The following is a 20,988-nucleotide window of genomic DNA, read 5'->3' on the forward strand; positions in this document are numbered from 1 at the left end:
GATATCAAGGGGGAATCAATGAGGAAAAAACTTAAAAATAAATAGTAAATTTAACCACAGTAGAATCGATTTTGCGCACTTAGTTTGCTATGCTCACTTTCATCCGGCGCACGTGGTTCACTATGGCCGGCTCATCCAATATAAAAAATGTCACTCATCAATCAGTCTCTAAAAGCGATAATATACTTCGATTTAACTATGTTTTGAATTAACGGTGTCGATACGACTTTTCTATGATGAGTGGAAAGCGTCCGTAAAAGCTTAACGAATTTACGATTAATAGACAGAAACACAAAAAAATATTTAATTTTAGATTTGTTTTGTTAAGCTCTTTAATATGGAGGTTTAATTCTTTGCAAGTAAACAACGGTTGCTATTATCGAAGTTTGCGGGAGTTGGTATGCAGACTTGTCGGCTTAACCATTTATTTGGTTTCTATAATTACTTTTATCTTAAAAGTCGCCATTTGCGAGCCCCTTTGTTAGGCTCCGTTACTTAAATCTCATTTCTGTAACTGCTGTATTAGCATTTAGCTTCTTTATTTCGTGATGAATTTTAGTTGATAATACCTTTGGAATTCTCTGTTGTAATTGTTTATGAGCTTGCGTAAATCCGTTATTAAAGTTTTTGGCTTCAATAACGAACATAAAGTTTTCATCAATAGTTTTATTTGGCAAAATTAGTACTCCATCAAATTCTGCCGATAAATTGTTCTTTCCTGTAGATAGAACTTTAGTGGCACCTACATATCCAAGCATTAAACCGCTATAACCATATTTATTTACTGCATTTTTTAGCTGAGTTATTTCAAATAAATCGTCAGCATTAAGTGAATGTTCAACTTTTTTATAATAATTATTAATAGCACTGATCATCTTAGCTTTACCACTTTCTATAAATATAGGGTTATAACGTTGATCTTTATTGTCAATGATAAATTTGTTGTGCCACCCAAAAACTGCTTTTAAAATAAAATCATAAACCTCTCTATAGTTTTCTAATTCTTTAGGGTTTTTATAATCTTTAGAAAACGAGTTATTGATTTTATGAAAAACACTCACTAGCTTTAGGGATGTTCCGAGTCGGCTTTTGAAGTCATCTGAAATTATAGAAATAGCAATTTTTAATAGATTCCTATTTGGTGTAGGAACTATTCCCAATTCTATTTTTGATTTTTTTAGAATTGATATAAAAGAATTTTCCCATTCAATTGGTGAATTAATAGAATCGGAAAGATAGCCAGAGGAGTTTTCATAATTCAAAGTTATAGTTTGATCAATACTCCAATTAATAAAATTCGATTCAAAATCATTTTTCATAACATTTTTTAAAATCAATGATTTTAAAGTGCTAATCTTCTTGAATTTATCCTTTTTATCTTCTAGAGCAGATAAAATTTCTCTGGTAGATTTTGAAGTACAAATTACCGATTCAGGGCTAAGATAAACTGAATTTTGTAGGACGCTTTCAAGTTCAATTAAGGCTTGAGTATAACCAGTTTTCTTGAGGATCATATCTTTATAATACTCATCAAAACTTAGAATTATTGAGGATAATCTTAATGAAAAAGGAACTGGGGAATAAAGAGAATCTAAGGTTAGGAATGATATTTTTCTAATATTATTGAATAAATCCCATAACTTAATCTTGTGAATACTATCATCTTCCTTTTTAATATAACCAATTAAGAGATTCGTAAGAAAGTCCACTTCTCCATCATCCCGTCGTCTATATCTTTGAAGTAAAAAAAGAGTAATCAGATGTTGGAACCTATAGAAATCAAAGCTTTCTATAATTTCTTCCATTATCCCATAAGCTTCTTTTGGAAGTCCTTGCTTGAAAGTTCTTCTTAATTCATTATTATTTTTTATTGAATGTAGCCAAGCTCTATTACCGGCAAAAGTTGCTTCTGAATAACCGATGTTTGTCAGTAGTACGAGACATTGTAATAATTCACCTGTAGTTGGGTGTTTGGAACACGAATTAATTTTACCATAGAAATTTCTTTGAGTACCAAGTCCAAAATTGTCTTTTTGTTTTACCAACTCAGTAATAAATGCCCATTGTAAATAAACGTATTCATATCTATTATGGTGGGCTCCTGGATACACATATCTTAATCTTCCAAGTTGATTTATATTCTTTAAATATTTAATGTGATTATAATGTTCACTATTTAAAAAATCATAGGTTTTAATTGTATGATCAAAGAGTAATGCTTTAATATTTCCATTTCCTGGAATATTGTAGATCAGAGTTCTAGTCATAAAAAATCGCGCCTAACACATTATATCTACTTAAAATGCGTGTTTATTCTTTTTAATTCCCCGTTATCAACACTTTAAATATATCTAAATAATTTAAGGTAGAATTACGGTTTCCCTTACAATACTTACAGGAAGCTTATTTAACTAATAGAAAAACTCCAGTATTGAATAGAAAAACTACATTGTGTGGTTGCAGATATCATTATTGTTCTAAGGATGGAAATTATTAAAGTAAGGCTTAACAAAAATTAAATCTTAGAAGATAATTAGCCTTACTTTATTAGATCTAATTTCAGTCTGTTATGTTCTGTAGGCTTTTCCATTTTCCATACAGAAACGTGTTTATTCTGTTTATTAGATTCTAGTATACTATCAATATATTCGTCACAACAATTATAACCACATATAATATTCCTCAAAGCATTTCTATTTACAGAATATTTCCCAAAGTTCTCTTTTACTAATCTCAATTCCTTTTCATAGGCCCAGTTTTCTTGTTTCAGATAAAAAATTTCAAAGATATCATTTTCATTCTCTAGCAGTTCAATTGAAATTTTTTTTAATTCCTTCTGATAGTTCATAAGTCTAATACCCTTAAAAAGATTTGGATCTAAATCCATATTATATTGCAGGTATAATCCTTTATGATTATTAGCATAATTCGCCAATAAAGGCATATTTATACCAGGAAGCATTGAAAAACAAGCTATGCCGTGTTTATTAATGAAATCAGGAATTGATTCTTTAATGGTTTCTTCTAACTGTGTTGAGCTTAATCTTTTTTCGATGTAGTCTATTTTTTGCTTTCCTATTTTTACTTCAAAAGCATTGAATAATTTCTTTATATCGATATTTTTTAGATCTATTAAATCTGGTGTAGAATCGAAGGGATCGTTTAACAGTTCACGTTTTTGAAAATAAATATATGATTCTTTTATTTCGTCTAAAGTAAAATCATTGTCAGGTCTATATCTAAAGACATAAGGTTTTCCAGACTTCTTAATTTCTTCAAGCATCTTATTATTTTTACAGAACTGGATTATTGCTTTTTATAGGATACAGTGTTATACATTGCTATTTATTGCCATTATTTCGTTTATCCAATCGTTAAAAGTTCCCTTGAATGGTATTATATTATACCGTCTTCTTGCCATATTATGATATGGAAAAACATTTTCTAATTTTTGAATTTGCTCATCTTCATTCATTAAATCAATGAAAAAAATAACTTTCTCAGTTCCATCCACATTTTCTTCTGCAAATTGTCTGAGAAGCAATCTGATTAAAGCGTCTTCATCTGGAATACTATAACCTACAATAACCAATATTTTTGTTTCTTGTAAGGTTCTAACCGCCTTAGGGAATATAGTTTGGAAATATTTGCCTGTATAATCTTGTTCTCTATTTGGAAGAATTAATATAGGTGCATTACGGTTTAATTCTCTAGCAGTTTTATTTGTATAGTCAACATTAAATCCTTTTTCGTCGGAACCAAATATCTCAAAGCCTCCGTTCAATTTAATTAAATTTTGAACCAACCAATGTCGATGAATTGTCGTAGGCGTTTTAGCTTTATTTGTGGATTTAGGTGTAAAACCTCTATAAGCATAAATTAAATGTGTATCGTCTGACCCTAGCGTTTCGTCTAGTATTGATTCTATCAAAAAATCGTAATTAGTGGTAATAAAATTAATTCTTAATCCTTCTGGAATTTGGTCAGTATCTCCTGTAGTATGAGATTCTAACCAGCTGAAAAATGAAACAATATTTTTTTGATTTTGATTCGGACTCTTTTCTAACTCTAATTTTTTAGATGCATTCTCAATATAATTTAGAGGAATTAGTTTATTAAATCTTTTAGTAATAATAGAGCTAATTTCATTTTCAATTATCTGCAAATTGTATTCATCGATATACCTTCTTCTAAGAGAAGGATATTTTTTTTGCATACTTATTTGGTAGGCAATTTCTTTAAATTCATTAAATCCAATACTTTTCAAATCAGAATAGCCAATGCTAAGTAAAAAATCAGTAAAATCGTCTGACATATCTTCTCTATCCAATGAGAAGAGCTCTTGACCATTTGGATACTTTAAATCCCAAGATTTTGAAAATCCAGCTCCCAGAAAAAATGTCATATTGGTAAGACTAATCAATTTAGTATAGTCTTTATCTTTATAACTAGTTTCTTTAACAAGTTCCTGAAAGATTTTTGACGAACTAGGTTTTTTCATAATAATTCATAACGGTCCTAAATAAAATTTATTTAAAGATTGATTAGAAACTAAGATAGACGAAATTCCCGACTTTTATGCTTTTGCGGTTGTGTCCGCAGGACACAAAGCCGCAATTGCAGTTATTCGGTGTTACCTGAAGATTTTATTTTATTATGTATTTATTTAAATATTTATCCTCAAGAGAATCATTATGATATTTTTTTAACCATTCATATTTTTCAAGATTTTTATTATGATAATCAATTTTTTCACTCCTTTTATTATTTCTAATTTTATCTTTTATTTGGTTCAAATGGAATTCTATAGTTTCTTTATGTAGTCTGAAAAAACTATGCTTAACATATTTTTGTTTTGGTAATATTTCTGGTTCACAAATATTATGAAGTAAATAGTCCAAAAAGTATTCTCCATCATAATCTTCTTTAAGAAATGAATTTTTCTTATAAATTAAACTTGTTATGTGATTAAACGCATCTATAGTATTTTGATCCTCTAGAATCGATTTTGACAAACAAATTCTGGGGTACTTTGAAATTTTTGATTCGATTTTATATGCTTCAATGAGACCTTCTCCTACAGCGAAATTGTCTTTAACTAAACAAAATTTATCTGAAATTCCACCTCTAACAAAAATTTTATTCTCTAACATACAATGATATATGAAAGTTTGAAGACGTTTGATTATAATAAATAGAGTATTTGCTGAATGGTAAGTTTTAGTTTTTTCGGAAATATTCCTTTTTATTTCTTTTGGAAAATAATTAATTACCAAAGAATCTGAAATCAGTAATACTTGAATCTCATAAAATTCATACAAATTGAAAGAGTTTTTAGCATATTCTTCTTTCATATAATCATTGTCCTGAGAAGAAAAAATTTTGCTGTTAAAGTTCATAAACTTAAGCAGTTTATCAGCTGTTTCAATATTGTTAATCTTACTATTCAAAGCTCCATAGCCAAGCATATCAATAAATAAAGTCCATTGTTTTAATTTCATTTTTAATTTGCAGGTAACACTTTATATCTACTTAAAAATTCGTTTTTATCCTTTTCAATTCCCGGTTATCAATACTTTAAATATATTTAATTAATTTAGACTATAATTACGGTTTCCTTAAAATATCAAAAAGTTGTTTTTGGTTACTCACTTATGCAACACTCAAATTTATTGTTAGCAGTACATCTAGTCAGTTGTATTTACTATGAATTTCGCTCTTTCAAGTAATTCATCAAAGGTCAAAATATCAATATCCTTTATGCTTTTTCGATAAAGCTCAAACGAACTATATTTTTCCTTATTTATTCCATTTTCAGTGGTAAATTCTTCTAATGAGCCTAATAACAGAACTGATTTTGGGCGGTACATAAATATTTCCTCTCCAGTAGGATCACCATCCTGACTAATTGGTTCCAATTTATTGACAAGATTTTCTAGCGAACTTTGTACCGTTTTCTGTATTTGAGAAATTCCTCCAGATAATTCATTAGAAGGTGGATACACATTTGGTCTGTAACTAGAATTCAATAATTTAGTTTTGTGAGTTTTTATTTCTGCGAAGCATAGCGAATTTATTATTCCTTTGGATTTCATTAAAGCGTCTGTCCTTTTTCCACGATTTACAATATCATAACCATCCACTACCTGTTCTAATTTTTTATTTTGGAGTGGAATGTTAATGATATATTGAAGTCCATATCCAAATATCCAAGTATTTTTTTCAAAAAAATTTTGCCAAAGACTTTCATCTCTTGAAAGATTTAAACGTGTTTTTTCAGATTCAAAAAAATCTTTATTAGTTATTAAATTTTCAAAATAGTCCAGTTGTTTTTTTTTATAAACAAGATTTTTGATTTCCTCAGATGTAATATTTTCTTCTAGCACTTCTTTGAAAATTGCTTGGTTATCACGATATAATGAAAATGCCTGTTCCTTTGTTAAGATAAGCTTTTGTAATTCTTCATCACTAATTTTGATTCCATTTTCATCTTCAATATGTAGATCTTTTATACTTTTTATAAAGTCAACCAATTTGCGTATTTCATCCCCCCTAAATGAAAAATAAGTTTTATGTGGTGATCCAGTTTCTATTGTAAATTTCTGAATTTGAAGGATGTAAATTCCTCTACTATCTTCTAAAAATTTTGCTGTAATTTCTTGTCTTCCGCTTGGTGTAATTCTTAATTTTATTTCACCTTTTTCTTTTATAAATCCAAAAGCATTTTCTAAATCTAAAACTTTTGAAGCATAACGAATTGGAATTATTTTTTCCACAACTTTTCCATTTTCAATTTCAGGACTTTTTGAGTTTATTCTTTTAGAAACATAAGTTTTATTCGGTACTTTACCTTTATAGTAATCATACTCATTATTCTCAAAATCTCCAATCATAATATTTGCTCAATTTGTATTGCCCTTTTAGGTTTTTTAAAACAATTTGTTGTAGATTAACTAAAAACTAAGATATCTAAAATTGCCAACTTTATTTTTGCACTATCACTAATATGATTCTAATTGCTGGTTTTAAACACTATGTTGTAATTCAATTTCTGGCATTTCATCATATGTTCGTCCGTTCAAAATTCTGCCATTTTTCTTCTTATTTTTTCCTCCCCATTGCTTAAAAAAGAATGCAACATCTGCCTTTTCACATTGTTCTTGAATATCAAGAACCCAATCAGCATCAATTGGTCTTGGTTTATGTCCACTTTCTCCCCCTACGATGACCCAATCAATCTCATTTAAGTCCATATTTTTCAATGGACCAATTAATGGTTCTAGTGAAAGGAACTTAACTCTGGCATTAGTTTTCCTTAAATAGTCAATTCTTTTAACTACTTTTTCATCTTCTACAGAAACGCCCATCCAAATATTATGTGACCATTTTAATTCTTTATGTAATTCAAATAGTCTTTCAGTTCTTTTTGTTAGAATTTGGAAAACGTGCTGTGGATTATCATTCATTACTTTGAAAACTCTCTGAATAAATTCGAGAGGTATTTTTTCGTGAAATAAATCACTCATTGAGTTAACAAAAACAACTTTTCGACTTTTCCAAGTATAGGGCGTTTTAAGAGCTTCTTCGTGTGTTCTTACTTGAAAATTATCTTTATATTTTTCAAGACCCATCGATTGAAGTCTTTTAGACATAATTTCTGCATAGCAGAATTTACAACCTTGAGAAACTTTGGTACATCCAGTAGTTGGATTCCAAGTCATTTCTGTCCATTCTATACTTGATTGTGCCATTATTTAAGTTTTATAGTTAGTTTATTAAAGTACTCTTTATATTCTTTGTAATTAACGTAAAAAGCACCTTTTCGAATTTTAGAATTATCTACTTTACATATTTCGAGTCTATTTTCGCTTTGAAGTTTTTTCAAGATTTGAGTAGAATGCTTAGGTAAAAAACCTTCCCTTAGAGAGAACTCATAAATTTCTCCATTCGTTCTGTTCTTTTTTAAATAATTAATTAATGAATCTTCAAGCTTATTTGTCTCTAAAACTGAAAAAAGAGTTGGTTGACCAGTATTATATTTCCAACCTCTTCCCTGCTCATTATCAATATCCCATTTGGTCTCTAACATTTTTTCATAACCTCGAATATGTGAACTAAAGAAAAATAGGCAGAAAACAGTATTCTCTTCTTTTTTCAAAGTAAAATTATCCACAAAGTAATTATTCCCTATAAATTTCTGAAACCCTTCTTTTAAGGAACGAATATATTCCCATTCGTTGTTAAGCTTTTCGGTTTCAATTTGTAATTGCTTATTGAAATTCTTTAATACTTCTGGCGTTCCAGATTTTGAAAAACGATACATAAATTGAATTGGTAGCCATAACAGAACTTCAGAATTATTATTGCAGTCAAGTAAGTTTAAAATATGTTTCGCTTTTATTTCTTTATATCCAAATGGATCAATAAAAACAAAAGCTTTAGTGTCTTTAAAATTTTTAAACTTATTTGGAAGTTCCTTTACAATTTCAAGGTAGTCTTTGTTAATTAAATTTAGAGTTCCAAAATTTGGATAATGTAATTTGTTTCCTTTTATATGACTACGAAGATTATCGATTCTATTTTTGTCAATATCATTAAAATGACAGTGTATTTGGGGTGATTTGACTTCTCTTTTGTTGATAAATTGATAATATGTTTGTTTTACTTTTTTTAATGCTATCACTGGACTTCCTTCTCCACCGTTCTCATAAATTCCTGGACCACAAAACAAATCGACAATATGGATTGATTTCGTATACCCATCATTGCAGATAATATTCAAATATTTCTGAATGTAGTCGCCAAATAATTTAACCTTTGCTTCAGAATGGTTTAATAAATTAATCTGTGATTTTTTGTTACTCATTGATTTCTTCAGCTTGCAGATAGCGTACTTAAACTTTTCATTTCATATCTCACATAAATCTAACCAAAATCTACCTAAACCATTTACGGTTTACCATAAAATAAGAAATTAATTACTCTCTAAATAAGTCGTCATCGAAGAATTCTGTAAGAGTTATTCCCACTAGTTTGCAGAAATCCTCTATTGAATAAATAGTTATTCCCCTACCCTTTTTTTCTCCTGTTTTTACATTTAGCTTTATATGACTTTCCCACCGATTAATTGTTTGTTTTTCTACATTATATTTTCTTACAAAGTCCATTTTTTTGGGACCAGTTTTCTGCTCGCGGAGATTTTTCATTCTAGTCGCTATCTTATTTGCAAGGATTATATTTTCTTGTGAAAGTTCTGCCATACCACAATTTCCAAAAAGGTCACAAAAAATAAGTAAGCCACTTGGACTACTTTATAAAATTTTATTATATTTGGTTCGTATTGTTATATTTGCGATTACTTCTTAATATAAAATATTAGAAGCATCGCTTTGAATCTCGTATAGGAAAACTGGCGTTTTTATATTACCACGAGATGATAAGTGCAGATGCTCACGCCTTTAAAAGGGTGTGGGCTCACTTATTTGTGGTAAGGGTACACGCCAGTACCTCCTATACAAAAAGTTGAGTTCCACACCTATTTTTATTCAAATATGTTGATACTCCCTTTAAATTCTTAGCAAGCTTCCTATTTAAAACTAGAATCGCAATTGGTCACAGTTCTAATACCGTGATACGTTTTTATAAAAAAAATTGGATACGCCATTAGGCTAGTCCGGGAAACCACGGCCAACCCTACGTTTTGCTGTGGTGATGGGTGGGAATTTCCCCCTAACCCCAAAAGGGGGGAATTCTATTGGGTGCGAATTTAAGTGTAGTAGAATATTAATTAAAATAATGCCAATGAAGGGAAGTTAGAACGCTAGAGGCTAGAAAATAGACCGCTGTGCTGTTAGAATTGAGAAAAGCTAACGGCTATAAAACCGGTCACTTCGATACAATTTCTCCGAAATCACTCAGTGACCTATAATGATAACGGCGGCTGAGTAATTTTTCAACGGAAAAATGAATCGAAGCCAGAGTGGGAAATTGAAAAAAGAAAGCTGAAAAGGTGCCCATCAGGATGAGATTCCGGGTCAGGCCCCGGAATGACGAAATATTAACCTTTAAACTATGATCTATAAGAAGAAACAGAACCACACACATTTGAGTTAACCTAAGGCTAAAAAGTCAAAAACCTTCCCCGGTGAGATTGGAGTCCGTTGGGGAAGGCTATGGCTTGCTAAACTATTAAGTAACCACAAACCACAGCAAAATTATGAAAAATAATAACAAGTGCTGCCCTTGTGCAGTGCCCCTATTCCTATTGTCCTGTTTTTTAGGGCTCATACAGGTACAAGCCCGTACCGAAACAAAAGAAAATAGATTTCAGCACCTCATCAGCGGTACGGTAAGCGATCAACAAGGCCTCCCCTTGCCCGGTGTAAATATTCTTATTAAAGGCAGCCGCCAGGGAGCGATGACCAATTTAGAGGGAAAATATAGCATTAATGCCACTATAGGCGATACCCTTTCCTACTCTTTTATCGGTTACACCACCAAAATACTGGTCGTGACCCAAAATTTTGATGGGAATGTAAAATTACAACAAAACGCCGATGCACTCTCTGAAGTCGTGATCAATGCCGGTTATTATACAACTACCGAGCGGGAACGTACCGGGAATATTGCCAAAGTTACCGCAAAAGAGATTGAACTACAACCCTTGGTAAGCCCGTTGCAAACTTTGCAAGGACGTATGGCCGGAGTAGAAATTAGTCCGGGTAATGATCTGCCGGGTTCCGCCCCTACTATTCGTATTCGTGGACAAAACAGTTTACGGGCAGAAGGGAATTACCCCTTGTATATTATTGACGGAATGCCCCTTAATTCTTCGCCCCTAGAGAGCAATAGTAACCTCAGCTTTACAGGCATAGACCCCTTAAGCACCTTAAATGTTTCTAATATAGAAAGTATAGAAGTCTTAAAAGATGCCGATGCCACGGCTATCTACGGTTCTAGAGGAGCCAACGGCGTCATTCTTATAACCACCAAACAAGGACAATCTGAAAAGACAGAAGTTCAGGTACAAGTTTATTCTGGATTTTCTGAGGTTCCTAACCGAATTGATTTATTACATACCGAACAATACCTTCAAATTAGGAGACGGGCTTTTGAAAATGATGGTACAGAACCTACCCAGTTTAACGCTTACGATCTTTTGGTATGGGATCAAGAACGGGATACCGATTGGCAGGAAGAAATTTTAGGAGGTAATGCAGCAATTATCAACCTTAATCTTACCCTTACCGGAGGAAACCAAACTACGCGCTACCGTTTAAATGGAGGTTTTCAAGAACAGGGAACCGTATATCCGGGAGATGCTAACTACCAAAAAGCTACGGGAGGGCTTAGTTTGAATCATCATTCAAAAGATCAAAAATTCAAGTTGCAAACCGCGATTAATTACGGTTTGGATAACAATAAAATTGTTGGTAACCGAAGCCTTGTTTCCAGCATCTTTAATTTAGCACCTAATGCTCCGGCTATTTTTAACGAAGACGGAAGCCTTCATTGGGAAGAATGGACAGAAACAGGAATAGATAATCCCTTCAACGGCTACTTTAATACCAGTAAGATTGAGGCTTCCAATTTAATTAGCAACCTATCCCTATCCTATGAATTATTGAAAGGGCTTCGCTTAAAAACCAATTTAGGGTACACCAATTACAACAGCGAAGAAACATTTAAAATTCCCAAACGCTCTTACAACCCGCTGTACTGGGAATTTTTGGAGGCACAATCTATCCATCTTTTGCAAAAACGCAATTCTTGGATTGTAGAACCGCAACTTGAATATACGACACAACTAGATAAACTTCAAATAGAAAGCCTTATTGGTAGCACCTTTCAGGAAAACCAAAGCCGCATTACAGAGTTTACCGCAACAGGTTACGTATCAGAATCCTTAATTGGTAATATTGCGGCCTCAGAAAGCCTGAGCAACGGTAGAAGACAGTCTACTACTTATAAATACAATGCCCTATTTGCCCGTATAGGTCTTAACTGGGATCATAAATACCTGCTTAACCTTACCGGCAGAAGAGATGGTTCTTCCCGTTTTGGGCCGGGAAAACGCTTTGCCAATTTTGGAGCAATAGGTGCAGCCTGGATATTTACTGAAGAAGGCTTTATGGATCATCTTGATTTTCTATCCTTTGGGAAACTCAGGGCCAGTTATGGAAGTACAGGAAACGATCAAATTGGGGATTATGGATACCTAGATGCTTATGAAGCTACTCCGGGAGCGGGAGGGCTCTATCCTGTAGCCTTGGCCAATCCTGATTATTCGTGGGAAATTAATAAGAAATTGGAAGCCGCGCTTCAATTAGGTTTTTTAAATGAAAGATTAAATTTGAATATCAGTTGGTACCGCAACCGTTCTTCCAGTCAACTGGTAGGTTTGCCCTTACCAGGGGTAACCGGTTTTAACAGCGTCCAGGCCAACCTTCCCGCTATAGTAGAAAACCGGGGATGGGAACTGGAATTTACCAGCCTCAATTTTCAGAAAAAAGATTTCAGTTGGAGAACTTCGGTGAATCTAACCTTCCCTGAGAATGAATTGATCAGTTATCCCAATCTGGAAGAATCTTCTTATGCCAATACATATCGTATTGGAGAACCTCTCAATATTGCCCTACTCTACCAGTATGAAGGTATAAATCCCGAGACCGGTTTCTATGAAGTTGCCGATATAAACGGCGATGGTCGATTTGACTATGAAGATCAGGTGGTGGTACAAAATCAAAACCGCCAATTTTATGGAGGCATACAAAACCAATTTAACTATAAAAATTTTTCCCTTCAGTTCTTATGGCAATTCGTTAAACAAGAAGGTCGATTAACCTTATTTAGAGCGGGTTCTTTAGGGAACTCACGTGCGGTAGTAGCAGAAGCCTTAACCAATAACAGTACCTATCAAACCATTTCTAATTCATCGGCATCCAGAAGAGCATATACCAATGCCACTAATTCTTCTTTGGGCTATACCGATGCTTCTTTTTTACGTTTAAAGACACTCTCCTTAAACTATAATCTTCCCGTAGCTCCATTACAAAAAATAGGAATGCGCGGAGCCAAATTATTTCTTACCGGCCAAAACCTTTTCACTTTTACAGATTACCAAGGGATGGATCCTGAAGTAACCAACGGCACGGGTGCCAGTTTTTCCAATCTAAGAACATACTCCCTTGGTATTCAACTTAACTTTTAAAATTAACATTATGACCTTCAATAAAATTCTTGCTCGTCCAATGATTTTTAGTCTTTGCATTTTATTCTGTGGTTGCGAAGACTTTGTAGAAGTCGATCCTCCTGCTCATAAACTGGTGAACCAACAGGTTTTTAATAACGATGCAATGGCTGAGAGTGCGCTACAAGGAATTTATAACGAACTCTTTAGGATTGGTAATTTTAGCAACGGCGGGGCTAGCAGTATAACTGCATTAGCAGGATTAAGTGCCCACCAAATTACAGCCTATGACCAAAGTGATTTGGAATATTTAGAATTTGAAGAAAATGAAATACTTCCTAATAACCCTCCCAACCTTAGCCTTTGGAACAGTGCCTATAAAATTATTTATCAGGTAAACGCTTTACTGGAAGGGATGGAAAGTTCAACCCAAATCACAGCAAGCCTTCAAGAGAGAATTGAAGGGGAAGCAATGTTTATTCGTGCTTTTACATATTTCTATTTGGTGAATCTATATGGGGAAGTTCCTTTGGCATTAACAACTGATTATCGTAAAAATGCACGATTAGCACGCAAGCCGGTAGCTGATATTTATGATCAGGTATTGCTTGATTTACGGTTGGCTGTTGAAGTTTTACCGGAAGAATACCGGAATGGCGAGCGCATCTTTGTAAACAAATATGTGGCAATGGCATTCCTGGCAAGAGTACACCTCTATTTAGAAAATTGGGAACAAGCTGAGTATTACAGTACCCAGATAATTAACCAATCGGGAATGTACTCCCTACTTTCAGATTTAGATGCAGTATTTCTTAAAAATAGTACAGAAGCAATTTGGCAACTATCCCCTGCCGGAAGAGGTTCTGCCACGTCAAACACCAATGAAGGTTATCTGTTTATTTCGAGTTTTCCAGTATTTACACTTACTGATGATGTTCCTGAAAATTTTACTCCAAACGATCTCCGCTATGTCCATTGGATAGGATATAATGAGGAACGTGAAGCGTACTATCCTTTTAAATATAAAGATGCCAATAGTTCGAATAACATCACAGAATATTCGATGGTACTGCGATTGGCAGAACAATATTTTATCCGTGCAGAAGCCCGCGCTAAAAGTCAAAGCATTTCAGGGGCGATTACAGATATCAACATTATCCGCTCAAGAGCCGGTATTGATTTAATAAGTAATAACTCCAATAGTACAGAGGAAGAGCTTATGGAGCTTTTAATGGAAGAACGACAACGTGAACTCTTTACGGAATGGGGACATCGTTGGTTTGATCTTATCCGCTTCAAAAAAGCTTCTGCCATACTGGGAGCTAATAATGCTAATTGGGAATCTACTGATGTACGATTTCCCATTCCGGAACAAGAACGAATCAAAAATCCTAATCTGGGGCAAAACCCGGGATATTAAAACTCACAAATGATGAACTATTGTTATTACCTACTAGTTTATATCTTACTGGCAGGGGCAAGCAACTTTAATGCACAGGAGCAGGAAAACTTAAATGATAAAGACTTTAGGCTTACCTCTGCGGTTTACAGCAATCATTTGTCCAATGGTTTAAACTATTATCTAAAACCTATTGAAGGAACAACTAATATTTCTTTAAACCTATGGATCCGTGCCGGCTTTAATGAAGAAGCTTCTGACCAACAGGATATTTCGCACGCGGTTGAACATTTGGCTTTCAGGTCTAGTCTTCATTTTCCTGAGGGTATCAAGAATACTCAAAAATTAGCGGGCTTAGGCATTGAGAAAAACGATGCTACGGCCGGGACTGCTTATCATTATACACATTATACCATACGTATCCCTAGTGGCAATCAAGAGGCTATACACGCCGGCCTACTTTGGTTTAAAGATATTCTAAATGGATTATTGTTAACGACGGAAGATATAAACATAGAACGAACAACATTAAGACAGGAATTTTTACATCGTGCCGGGAATGACCTTAGCAATCGTATCGTAAAGAGCCAAATCGATGCAAAACGTAATTCCTGTAAAAAATCACAAGAATTTTTTTTGGAAGATAACGCCAATTTCCCACCACAAGTAGTTAGACAATTTTATAAAAAATGGTATCGCCCGGATTTAGCAGCGGTAAGCGTGGTTGGAGATATCCCGAATTTAGAAATTATAAAAAAAGAAATCCATCAGCTCTTTTCAGACCTCCCTAAGCCTTCAACATCAATTCGTAAAAGAAATTGTGCTGTCCTTTATTACGAACAGGAACCAAAATTTTATAAAGTGGAAAGACCATCCAGTGAACTGGAAGAAGGATTATCTCAGGAAGTTGAAATTCATCTTGATTACCGGGATTCCCTGATGTATAAGGAAATTCAGAATGTAAAAGGGCTCAAGAGGAGAATACTTTTCGAAACCATAAGCGCTATCCTCAATAAGCGATTTAAAGAACAGCAATCCATCTATTGCCCCAAGTTTAATTTTTGGATGAAGTATAAAGAACATCCGTTTTTTCTAACAAGTGAGATATCCGTAACACCAAGTTATGAAAAATTAGCCTTGGAACGTTTTTTTGAATCGGTACATCAATTAAAAAAATATGGAATTACGGAAAAAGAATGGGCAACGGTGAAAAACGATAGGAAAACACAGAATGCTAATCATAATAGGTATTGGGTGGAAGAAATTATAAAGTATGATGTTTATGGAGAAGCATTCCCTGATGATAAAATAGAGAAGCTCAATGAATGGTGGCAGCATTTATCGCGATCAGAATTCAATAGCTACTTGCAAGAATTGATTAGGGAAATGCCGGAAGATATTGGAATTATTGCTCATAAAAACCAAAAGGCATTTAGGCTTAAAGAAAAAGAATTACGCTCGTGGATTAAACAATCCTGGATAAGAGAGATCGATCCCTATAAACCTCCAAAAATCCCTGAACATTTGATGGATGATAGTTATCTCGATAAAAGTATCTCCAATAAAAAGTTGGTGTATTCTTCTACTAAAATGGGAACAAAAGAGTTAATGCTGGAAAATGGTGTGAAAATTATCTTTTTACAGGACAGTAGTATTGCTAATATAAAAAACCCTACTATTACTCTACACGGATTTGTACCTTACGGAGCTGCCAATTTTCCAAAGGAAGATTATCACTCGGTCATCAACGCTCCGTTTATTATTGAAAATTCAGGAGTGGGCAGTTTTGATAAGTTTCAGGTAAACCGCTATCTTTCTCAATCGGAAGATCCCATCAATATTCATCCCTATGTTAACTATAGTGAATCAGGATTTACAGGGTATGCTAAGCTTCATTCCTTCGATGATCTGTTACAGATGATTTACCTCTATACCACCCAACCGAGAAAAAATAAGTTGGCATTTGAGGACTGGAAAGAAACGAAACGAAAAGAATACAGTAATCCTCCTTATGGACTAGGTAATGTGGATATGAAGAATAAAATTAAAACTATTTTTAAGGATAGTAGTTTTATAAATATGGGAACTTTTCAACACCAAGGATTATCTAACATAGATTTGAATAAAACCTATAACTCCTATCAAAAGATATTTGGCAATGCTGAAGCTTTTACTTTTATCCTATACGGAAATTATTCTATAGAGACACTATTGCCCGATATACAGAAATACTTAGGAAACCTTCCGAATAATATGGAGGAGATATTGAAAAAGAGAAAAATTAGTGCACCTTCATTATTAATTGGTGGCCCTCTTTACAAAAAACTAAACCTAGGTTATCCAATGCTAAGTGATAATTATGAATTATATTTTCTAAGTCGCAAGCCCGAAGTTTTTACTTGGAAAAAGAAGTTACAGCTGGGAGTATTGGGCAAGATTTTGGATCAGATGTTATTTCTAGATCTTAGGTATAAAAAAGGATATGGCATATATTCCCCACACGCCAATACAGATTACAACATTAGTTTATCCCGTTTTATGACCTCTTTGCGAATAGAATGTGAACCATTTGAAAGCACTGCTATTCAAGATGATATCCATAAAATCATAAAACACATTCAAACAGGGAATATTAGTAGTGATCACTTTGAAAATGCGAAAGCTAATGTTAGAAGCATTAATTCTTCAAGCCTATATAAACAGGAACAACGATTATTTGAATATTATAGGTACCTGATCCCTTGGATATCTAAAACAGATATTGATAGGGTAATCTCTGAAACAACTTTAAAAGACATCGTGGCACTTGCCAAAGAAGTTTTTAAGCCTAAAAATCAATATGAATTTTGGATCCCGTCTAATATTCCTATGAATAAGTAACCATAACTAGTGATAAAAATAAGCCTCGGGTATTCTACCCGAGGCCATTTTAAGAAGGAAACAATCCATTATAATTCAATCTCTCCTTCAGATTCACCGGTACCCGGTTTGGCATCACCTAAATTCCTAGAATCATACACTGTATAATCCAAGCCATCGGGATTTACGGTAACCTGACAATCACTTGCTCCAGAAACGCAAGATACTTCAGGTATCATCTGCCAATTTCCATTTCTAAAAATATAATCATTATCTGGATCCACAGCTGTTCTGGCTGTAGTAAAGGACATTGCGGTCGTAAAAATTACCGCTAACAACGGAATCAAAAATTTACTTTTCATAATTAAAAATTTAAGATGAATAAATATGCCTACTATTTTTTACAGGTGTTCAGCTTTCTCCTGGTTTTGTCGCGCAACAAAACGGTTTATCAGTATTTTTAAATCTTTCGTAATCTTAGTAATAGTAAGAGTAGTGTTAGCACCAAACAGGCTAAGGTAAAATATAAGTGACCATACCATCCTAAAAATGGTAAGACCGTTCTACAGGTACAGGGAATACCATCGCCAAAAAAAAGGAGGGTAACCATATAGACCGTATAGAGTAACAAAAGCCCAAAGCAGCATAATACCCCTATTATTTTTCGTTTCGGGAAAATAGCAGTAGGAATATTCCCGTTAAGATTTCAACTACTGGAACTCCTATACTTCCCCATTCTGCAAAAACCTTACTTTCCAAATAAGGTGTATTTAGTAAAGTGTGGTAAAATAAGTCACCTTCCCATACCTTTCTTAAGCCAGCATAGAGAAATATAATCCCTAGTATTACTTGTAAAATTTTTGTAACATAACTCCTTGTTTCCATAACTCTTAATTTTTCATTGACCTGAAATGAAAAGAGCGAAATGGTGATTAGAATGTAAATGTAATTCTGAAGTTATTAGAATTATAAGAACGTTTGCGTTTCTATTTTTAGGCTTATCATCTCCCCTTCATCATTTACATTAAGTTAGAAGCTATATTTCACCTCTTTCTAAATTCAAGCCATATATTAAGTGACCATTAAAATGTGATTAAAGTTAAATTAACTAGATTAAAAATAGGAGGCAAAAAAACACGTTTTTTGCGTGGAGAAACCACGTTTATACATTTTCTTCGGGAAGAAACATACACATTAAATTAGTGTTGTAATACTAAAAAAAACGTGGTAAAACCACCCTCTATACGTGGTTAATTTTCGTTTTTAGTAAAAATTAGTTTTTACATTTAAACGTCTTTAAACTAATCAATTAACCAATATATCGGGAGCATACCGAAAATCCTTTAAAGAGTAGGTTCAACTAAATCATAAACTATGAAAAAATTATTTATTCCATTTGCATTTGTAGCTACTTTTGGTCTGTTCGCTTTTGCAAATTCAGAAGATTCGAATACACCAGTAACAAAATTTATGAATGAGGCTACTTCTACAGATAATACGGTGTTTTACAACGAAAAGGGCAAAACTATTCTTACTAAAGAATGCTGGTATATTCATTGTGTGCCGCCAACTAAGCTAACAGAAAATGAAGTAAAAAATATAATTGCTAAATATTGAATTACTTAAAGTAAAGTAAGGTTTTTTACTTTCATTCTATTTCTTTTTAAACAAAGAATAAAAAATTACTCTCCCCTTTCTATAACTCCACACTTGCTCGCCAACTTATTTTTTCTTTAATAATTTCTAGACGATTTCGATTCTGAATATTTTTTAAATTGTTCAAGCATCCACACGTTGGAACATTTCATTTTCAAATTCTTATTTATAAATTCCTTCATAAAATAATGTCTAAACGGCTTTATATGCTACTCTAATACTTGCAACTCCATCAGACAATTAAAAAAACGTGGTAAAACCACGCACAATACGTGGCTTATTTTCATTTATAAGATAAAGTAATTTTTAAATTTAAACGTCTTTAAATTAACTAGTTAACCATCAAGACAGGAGAATACCGAAAATCCTTTAAAGAGTAGGGTAATTTTAAAATTTAAATTATGAAAAAATTATTTATTCCATTTGCATTTGTAGCCACTTTCGGTCTATTCGCTTTTGCGAATTCGACAGATGCTGATGCACCCGTAACCAAATTTATGGATGAGGCTAACGCAGAAAATGTAGCGTATAGCGCGGCAGGAACAAGTATTCTTACTAAGGGATGCTGGTTCACTAAATGTGATTCCGATCCTGAACCTGAAGAACCAGTAGAGGATGTTAACGAAGTGCTTCAAAAGTATTAACTGTTTTAGGCAAAAGTGAGCATCTTCTCACTTTTGCTTTTTCATTTTACCCTATTATGAAAAATAAAAAAAAGATTTTTATGGCTATTCTGATCATTTATAGCTTCAATTTAATATATTTTTCATTGAATACTTTTCTAGATGATTTAAATTCTAAAGACACTTTTTCGAGTTTTTATTTTTTCCCAGGTTACAATAAAGCGATAAGAAGTAACTCCACTATTAGCTACATATTTTCTTTTTTAAAATTGGACGTAGCTTATGGTTTTTTTGGAAAAGGACTTCAAGGGCCTTGTAGAATTGTTTTTGAGTTTAAAGATAAAAATGAACAATTGATAGATGAAATTGATGCTTCCCAATTATTCAATGGTGTTAATGGTAAAACAAGAGCGATAACTTTTGCCAACAGATTAAATCTATCCATAATGTCCCGAATCAACAGATATACAAATGATCTTGATAAGGCAACATCACAACAGGCTAAAGAGGATTTAGAAAAAAGGATAGAATCGCAAAAACAACTTTTGGACATTACCTTAAAACGGATGGGGCTAGAACTATCAAGCAAATATCCTCATTACAAATCATTTACCTCTAAAATTTATTATATACAACCAAATGAGATTGAAAAAGATTCCTATAAAAAGAGAACGGCTTACCTTCAATGGCAGGTTATCTACGAAAAATCTTCTCAAACCCTTACCAGAATCGAAGACTAAATCTCTAGCTGCCCTTCTACATTTCCCTTCATTTTTTCGCATAGCTGTTGGTTCTTTGGGACTATTATATTTCTTATCCATATTGAATGATTTTAATTTGCTTTATACAAGTAAGCTTATTCCTTTTGATTTAATGGCCGTCTTATCTTCAAATATTGATCCCATAACCAAAGGACTATTAGAACATATTTTTGATGCTAACTATACTGATGAATTTTATACCACACTAAAAATCATCTATCCGGTTAGCTTACTATTTTTAATACTTGGTTATAAAACAAGAATAGCAGCTTTTCTAGCTGCTTTTTGCTATGCCTTTATTTTTTTTGGCGCCGAATTATACGTTTATGGTGTAGACCAATTTATGTTTCATTCCTTTATGTATAATTCCCCCCATCCTTAGGACAATAAACCTAATAAATTAAATGAGATAATGTTGTTAAAAAGAGGGGGGTCTGGGGGGAGACTCATAACTTACCTCTTTTGTTAACAACCCTTATTTATGCTGATTTTGCTCATGCT

At 33.1% G+C, this 20,988-nt stretch carries 18 protein-coding genes; 7 read left to right on the forward strand and 11 right to left on the reverse strand.

Translation table 11 applies throughout. The features are described 5' to 3' along the window. Nucleotides 1-491 precede the first annotated feature (491 nt). The 8 genes from AC13DP_RS00580 to AC13DP_RS00615 form a co-directional block, all read right to left on the reverse strand. Nucleotides 492-2,267 (reverse strand): hypothetical protein, encoded by a 1,776-nt coding sequence (locus AC13DP_RS00580; protein ID WP_483067123.1) that lies wholly within the window; start codon nt 2,265-2,267, stop codon nt 492-494. Nucleotides 2,268-2,539: 272 nt separating this feature from the next. Continuing rightward, a complete protein-coding gene (locus AC13DP_RS00585; RefSeq protein ID WP_483067124.1) occupies nt 2,540-3,283 on the reverse strand; it encodes a hypothetical protein in 744 nt (247 codons plus the stop codon). A gap of 48 nt (nt 3,284-3,331) precedes the next feature. Continuing rightward, nucleotides 3,332-4,501 carry an SIR2 family protein gene (locus AC13DP_RS00590; RefSeq protein ID WP_483067125.1) on the reverse strand — a complete coding sequence of 390 codons (1,170 nt, stop codon included), beginning with the start codon at nt 4,499-4,501 and terminating at the stop codon, nt 3,332-3,334. A 145-nt stretch (nt 4,502-4,646) separates the two neighbouring features. Further along, a complete protein-coding gene (locus AC13DP_RS00595) occupies nt 4,647-5,501 on the reverse strand; it encodes a hypothetical protein (protein WP_347407392.1) in 855 nt (284 codons plus the stop codon). Between the two features lie 186 nt (nt 5,502-5,687). Continuing rightward, complete coding sequence (locus AC13DP_RS00600; RefSeq protein ID WP_347407391.1) at nt 5,688-6,893, reverse strand: Shedu immune nuclease family protein; 1,206 nt, start codon at nt 6,891-6,893, stop codon at nt 5,688-5,690. A gap of 132 nt (nt 6,894-7,025) precedes the next feature. Further along, complete coding sequence (locus AC13DP_RS00605) at nt 7,026-7,751, reverse strand: DUF5131 family protein (protein WP_347407390.1); 726 nt, start codon at nt 7,749-7,751, stop codon at nt 7,026-7,028. Then, the gene (gene tcmP, locus AC13DP_RS00610) at nt 7,751-8,866 is read right to left on the reverse strand and encodes a three-Cys-motif partner protein TcmP (RefSeq protein ID WP_347407389.1); all 1,116 of its coding nucleotides are present in this window, start codon (nt 8,864-8,866) and stop codon (nt 7,751-7,753) included. Before tcmP ends, AC13DP_RS00605 begins: the two co-directional genes overlap by 1 nt. A gap of 112 nt (nt 8,867-8,978) precedes the next feature. After that, complete coding sequence (locus tag AC13DP_RS00615; protein ID WP_013071668.1) at nt 8,979-9,260, reverse strand: hypothetical protein; 282 nt, start codon at nt 9,258-9,260, stop codon at nt 8,979-8,981. A gap of 956 nt (nt 9,261-10,216) precedes the next feature. Between AC13DP_RS00615 and AC13DP_RS00620 the strand changes: the two genes are divergently transcribed. Genes AC13DP_RS00620 through AC13DP_RS00630 form a run of 3 tightly spaced genes read left to right on the forward strand, consistent with a single transcriptional unit; the run spans nt 10,217 to nt 17,468 of the window. Then, nucleotides 10,217-13,210: a SusC/RagA family TonB-linked outer membrane protein gene (locus AC13DP_RS00620; RefSeq protein WP_347407388.1), complete on the forward strand. Its 2,994-nt coding sequence runs from the start codon at nt 10,217-10,219 to the stop codon at nt 13,208-13,210. 10 nt (nt 13,211-13,220) lie between these two features. Continuing rightward, nucleotides 13,221-14,609 carry a RagB/SusD family nutrient uptake outer membrane protein gene (locus AC13DP_RS00625; RefSeq protein ID WP_347407387.1) on the forward strand — a complete coding sequence of 463 codons (1,389 nt, stop codon included), beginning with the start codon at nt 13,221-13,223 and terminating at the stop codon, nt 14,607-14,609. 9 nt (nt 14,610-14,618) lie between these two features. Beyond that, nucleotides 14,619-17,468: a M16 family metallopeptidase gene (locus AC13DP_RS00630; RefSeq protein WP_347407386.1), complete on the forward strand. Its 2,850-nt coding sequence runs from the start codon at nt 14,619-14,621 to the stop codon at nt 17,466-17,468. A 68-nt stretch (nt 17,469-17,536) separates the two neighbouring features. On the opposite strand, the gene AC13DP_RS00635 is transcribed toward AC13DP_RS00630, so the two are convergent. From AC13DP_RS00635 to AC13DP_RS00645, 3 genes are all read right to left on the reverse strand, one after another. Continuing rightward, complete coding sequence (locus AC13DP_RS00635) at nt 17,537-17,809, reverse strand: DUF6520 family protein (protein ID WP_347407385.1); 273 nt, start codon at nt 17,807-17,809, stop codon at nt 17,537-17,539. A gap of 98 nt (nt 17,810-17,907) precedes the next feature. Beyond that, nucleotides 17,908-18,078 (reverse strand): hypothetical protein, encoded by a 171-nt coding sequence (locus AC13DP_RS00640; RefSeq protein WP_483067126.1) that lies wholly within the window; start codon nt 18,076-18,078, stop codon nt 17,908-17,910. 26 nt (nt 18,079-18,104) lie between these two features. Then, nucleotides 18,105-18,332, reverse strand: a complete 228-nt coding sequence (locus AC13DP_RS00645; RefSeq protein ID WP_347407384.1) for a MauE/DoxX family redox-associated membrane protein — start codon at nt 18,330-18,332, stop codon at nt 18,105-18,107. Nucleotides 18,333-18,821: 489 nt separating this feature from the next. Here AC13DP_RS00645 and AC13DP_RS00650 point away from each other — a divergent pair, with 489 nt between their 5' ends. From AC13DP_RS00650 to AC13DP_RS00665, 4 genes are all read left to right on the forward strand, one after another. Continuing rightward, the gene (locus tag AC13DP_RS00650) at nt 18,822-19,064 is read left to right on the forward strand and encodes a hypothetical protein (protein WP_483067127.1); all 243 of its coding nucleotides are present in this window, start codon (nt 18,822-18,824) and stop codon (nt 19,062-19,064) included. Nucleotides 19,065-19,504: 440 nt separating this feature from the next. Then, a complete protein-coding gene (locus AC13DP_RS00655) occupies nt 19,505-19,747 on the forward strand; it encodes a hypothetical protein (protein ID WP_339812244.1) in 243 nt (80 codons plus the stop codon). Between the two features lie 56 nt (nt 19,748-19,803). Beyond that, nucleotides 19,804-20,466, forward strand: a complete 663-nt coding sequence (locus tag AC13DP_RS00660; RefSeq protein WP_483067128.1) for a hypothetical protein — start codon at nt 19,804-19,806, stop codon at nt 20,464-20,466. Between the two features lie 55 nt (nt 20,467-20,521). Further along, entirely contained in the window at nt 20,522-20,869 is a 348-nt protein-coding gene (locus AC13DP_RS00665; RefSeq protein WP_483067129.1) for a hypothetical protein, read from the forward strand. The last annotated feature ends 119 nt before the right edge of the window (nt 20,870-20,988 follow it).

It is taken from the genome of Zunongwangia sp. L-65, from assembly GCF_056859415.1.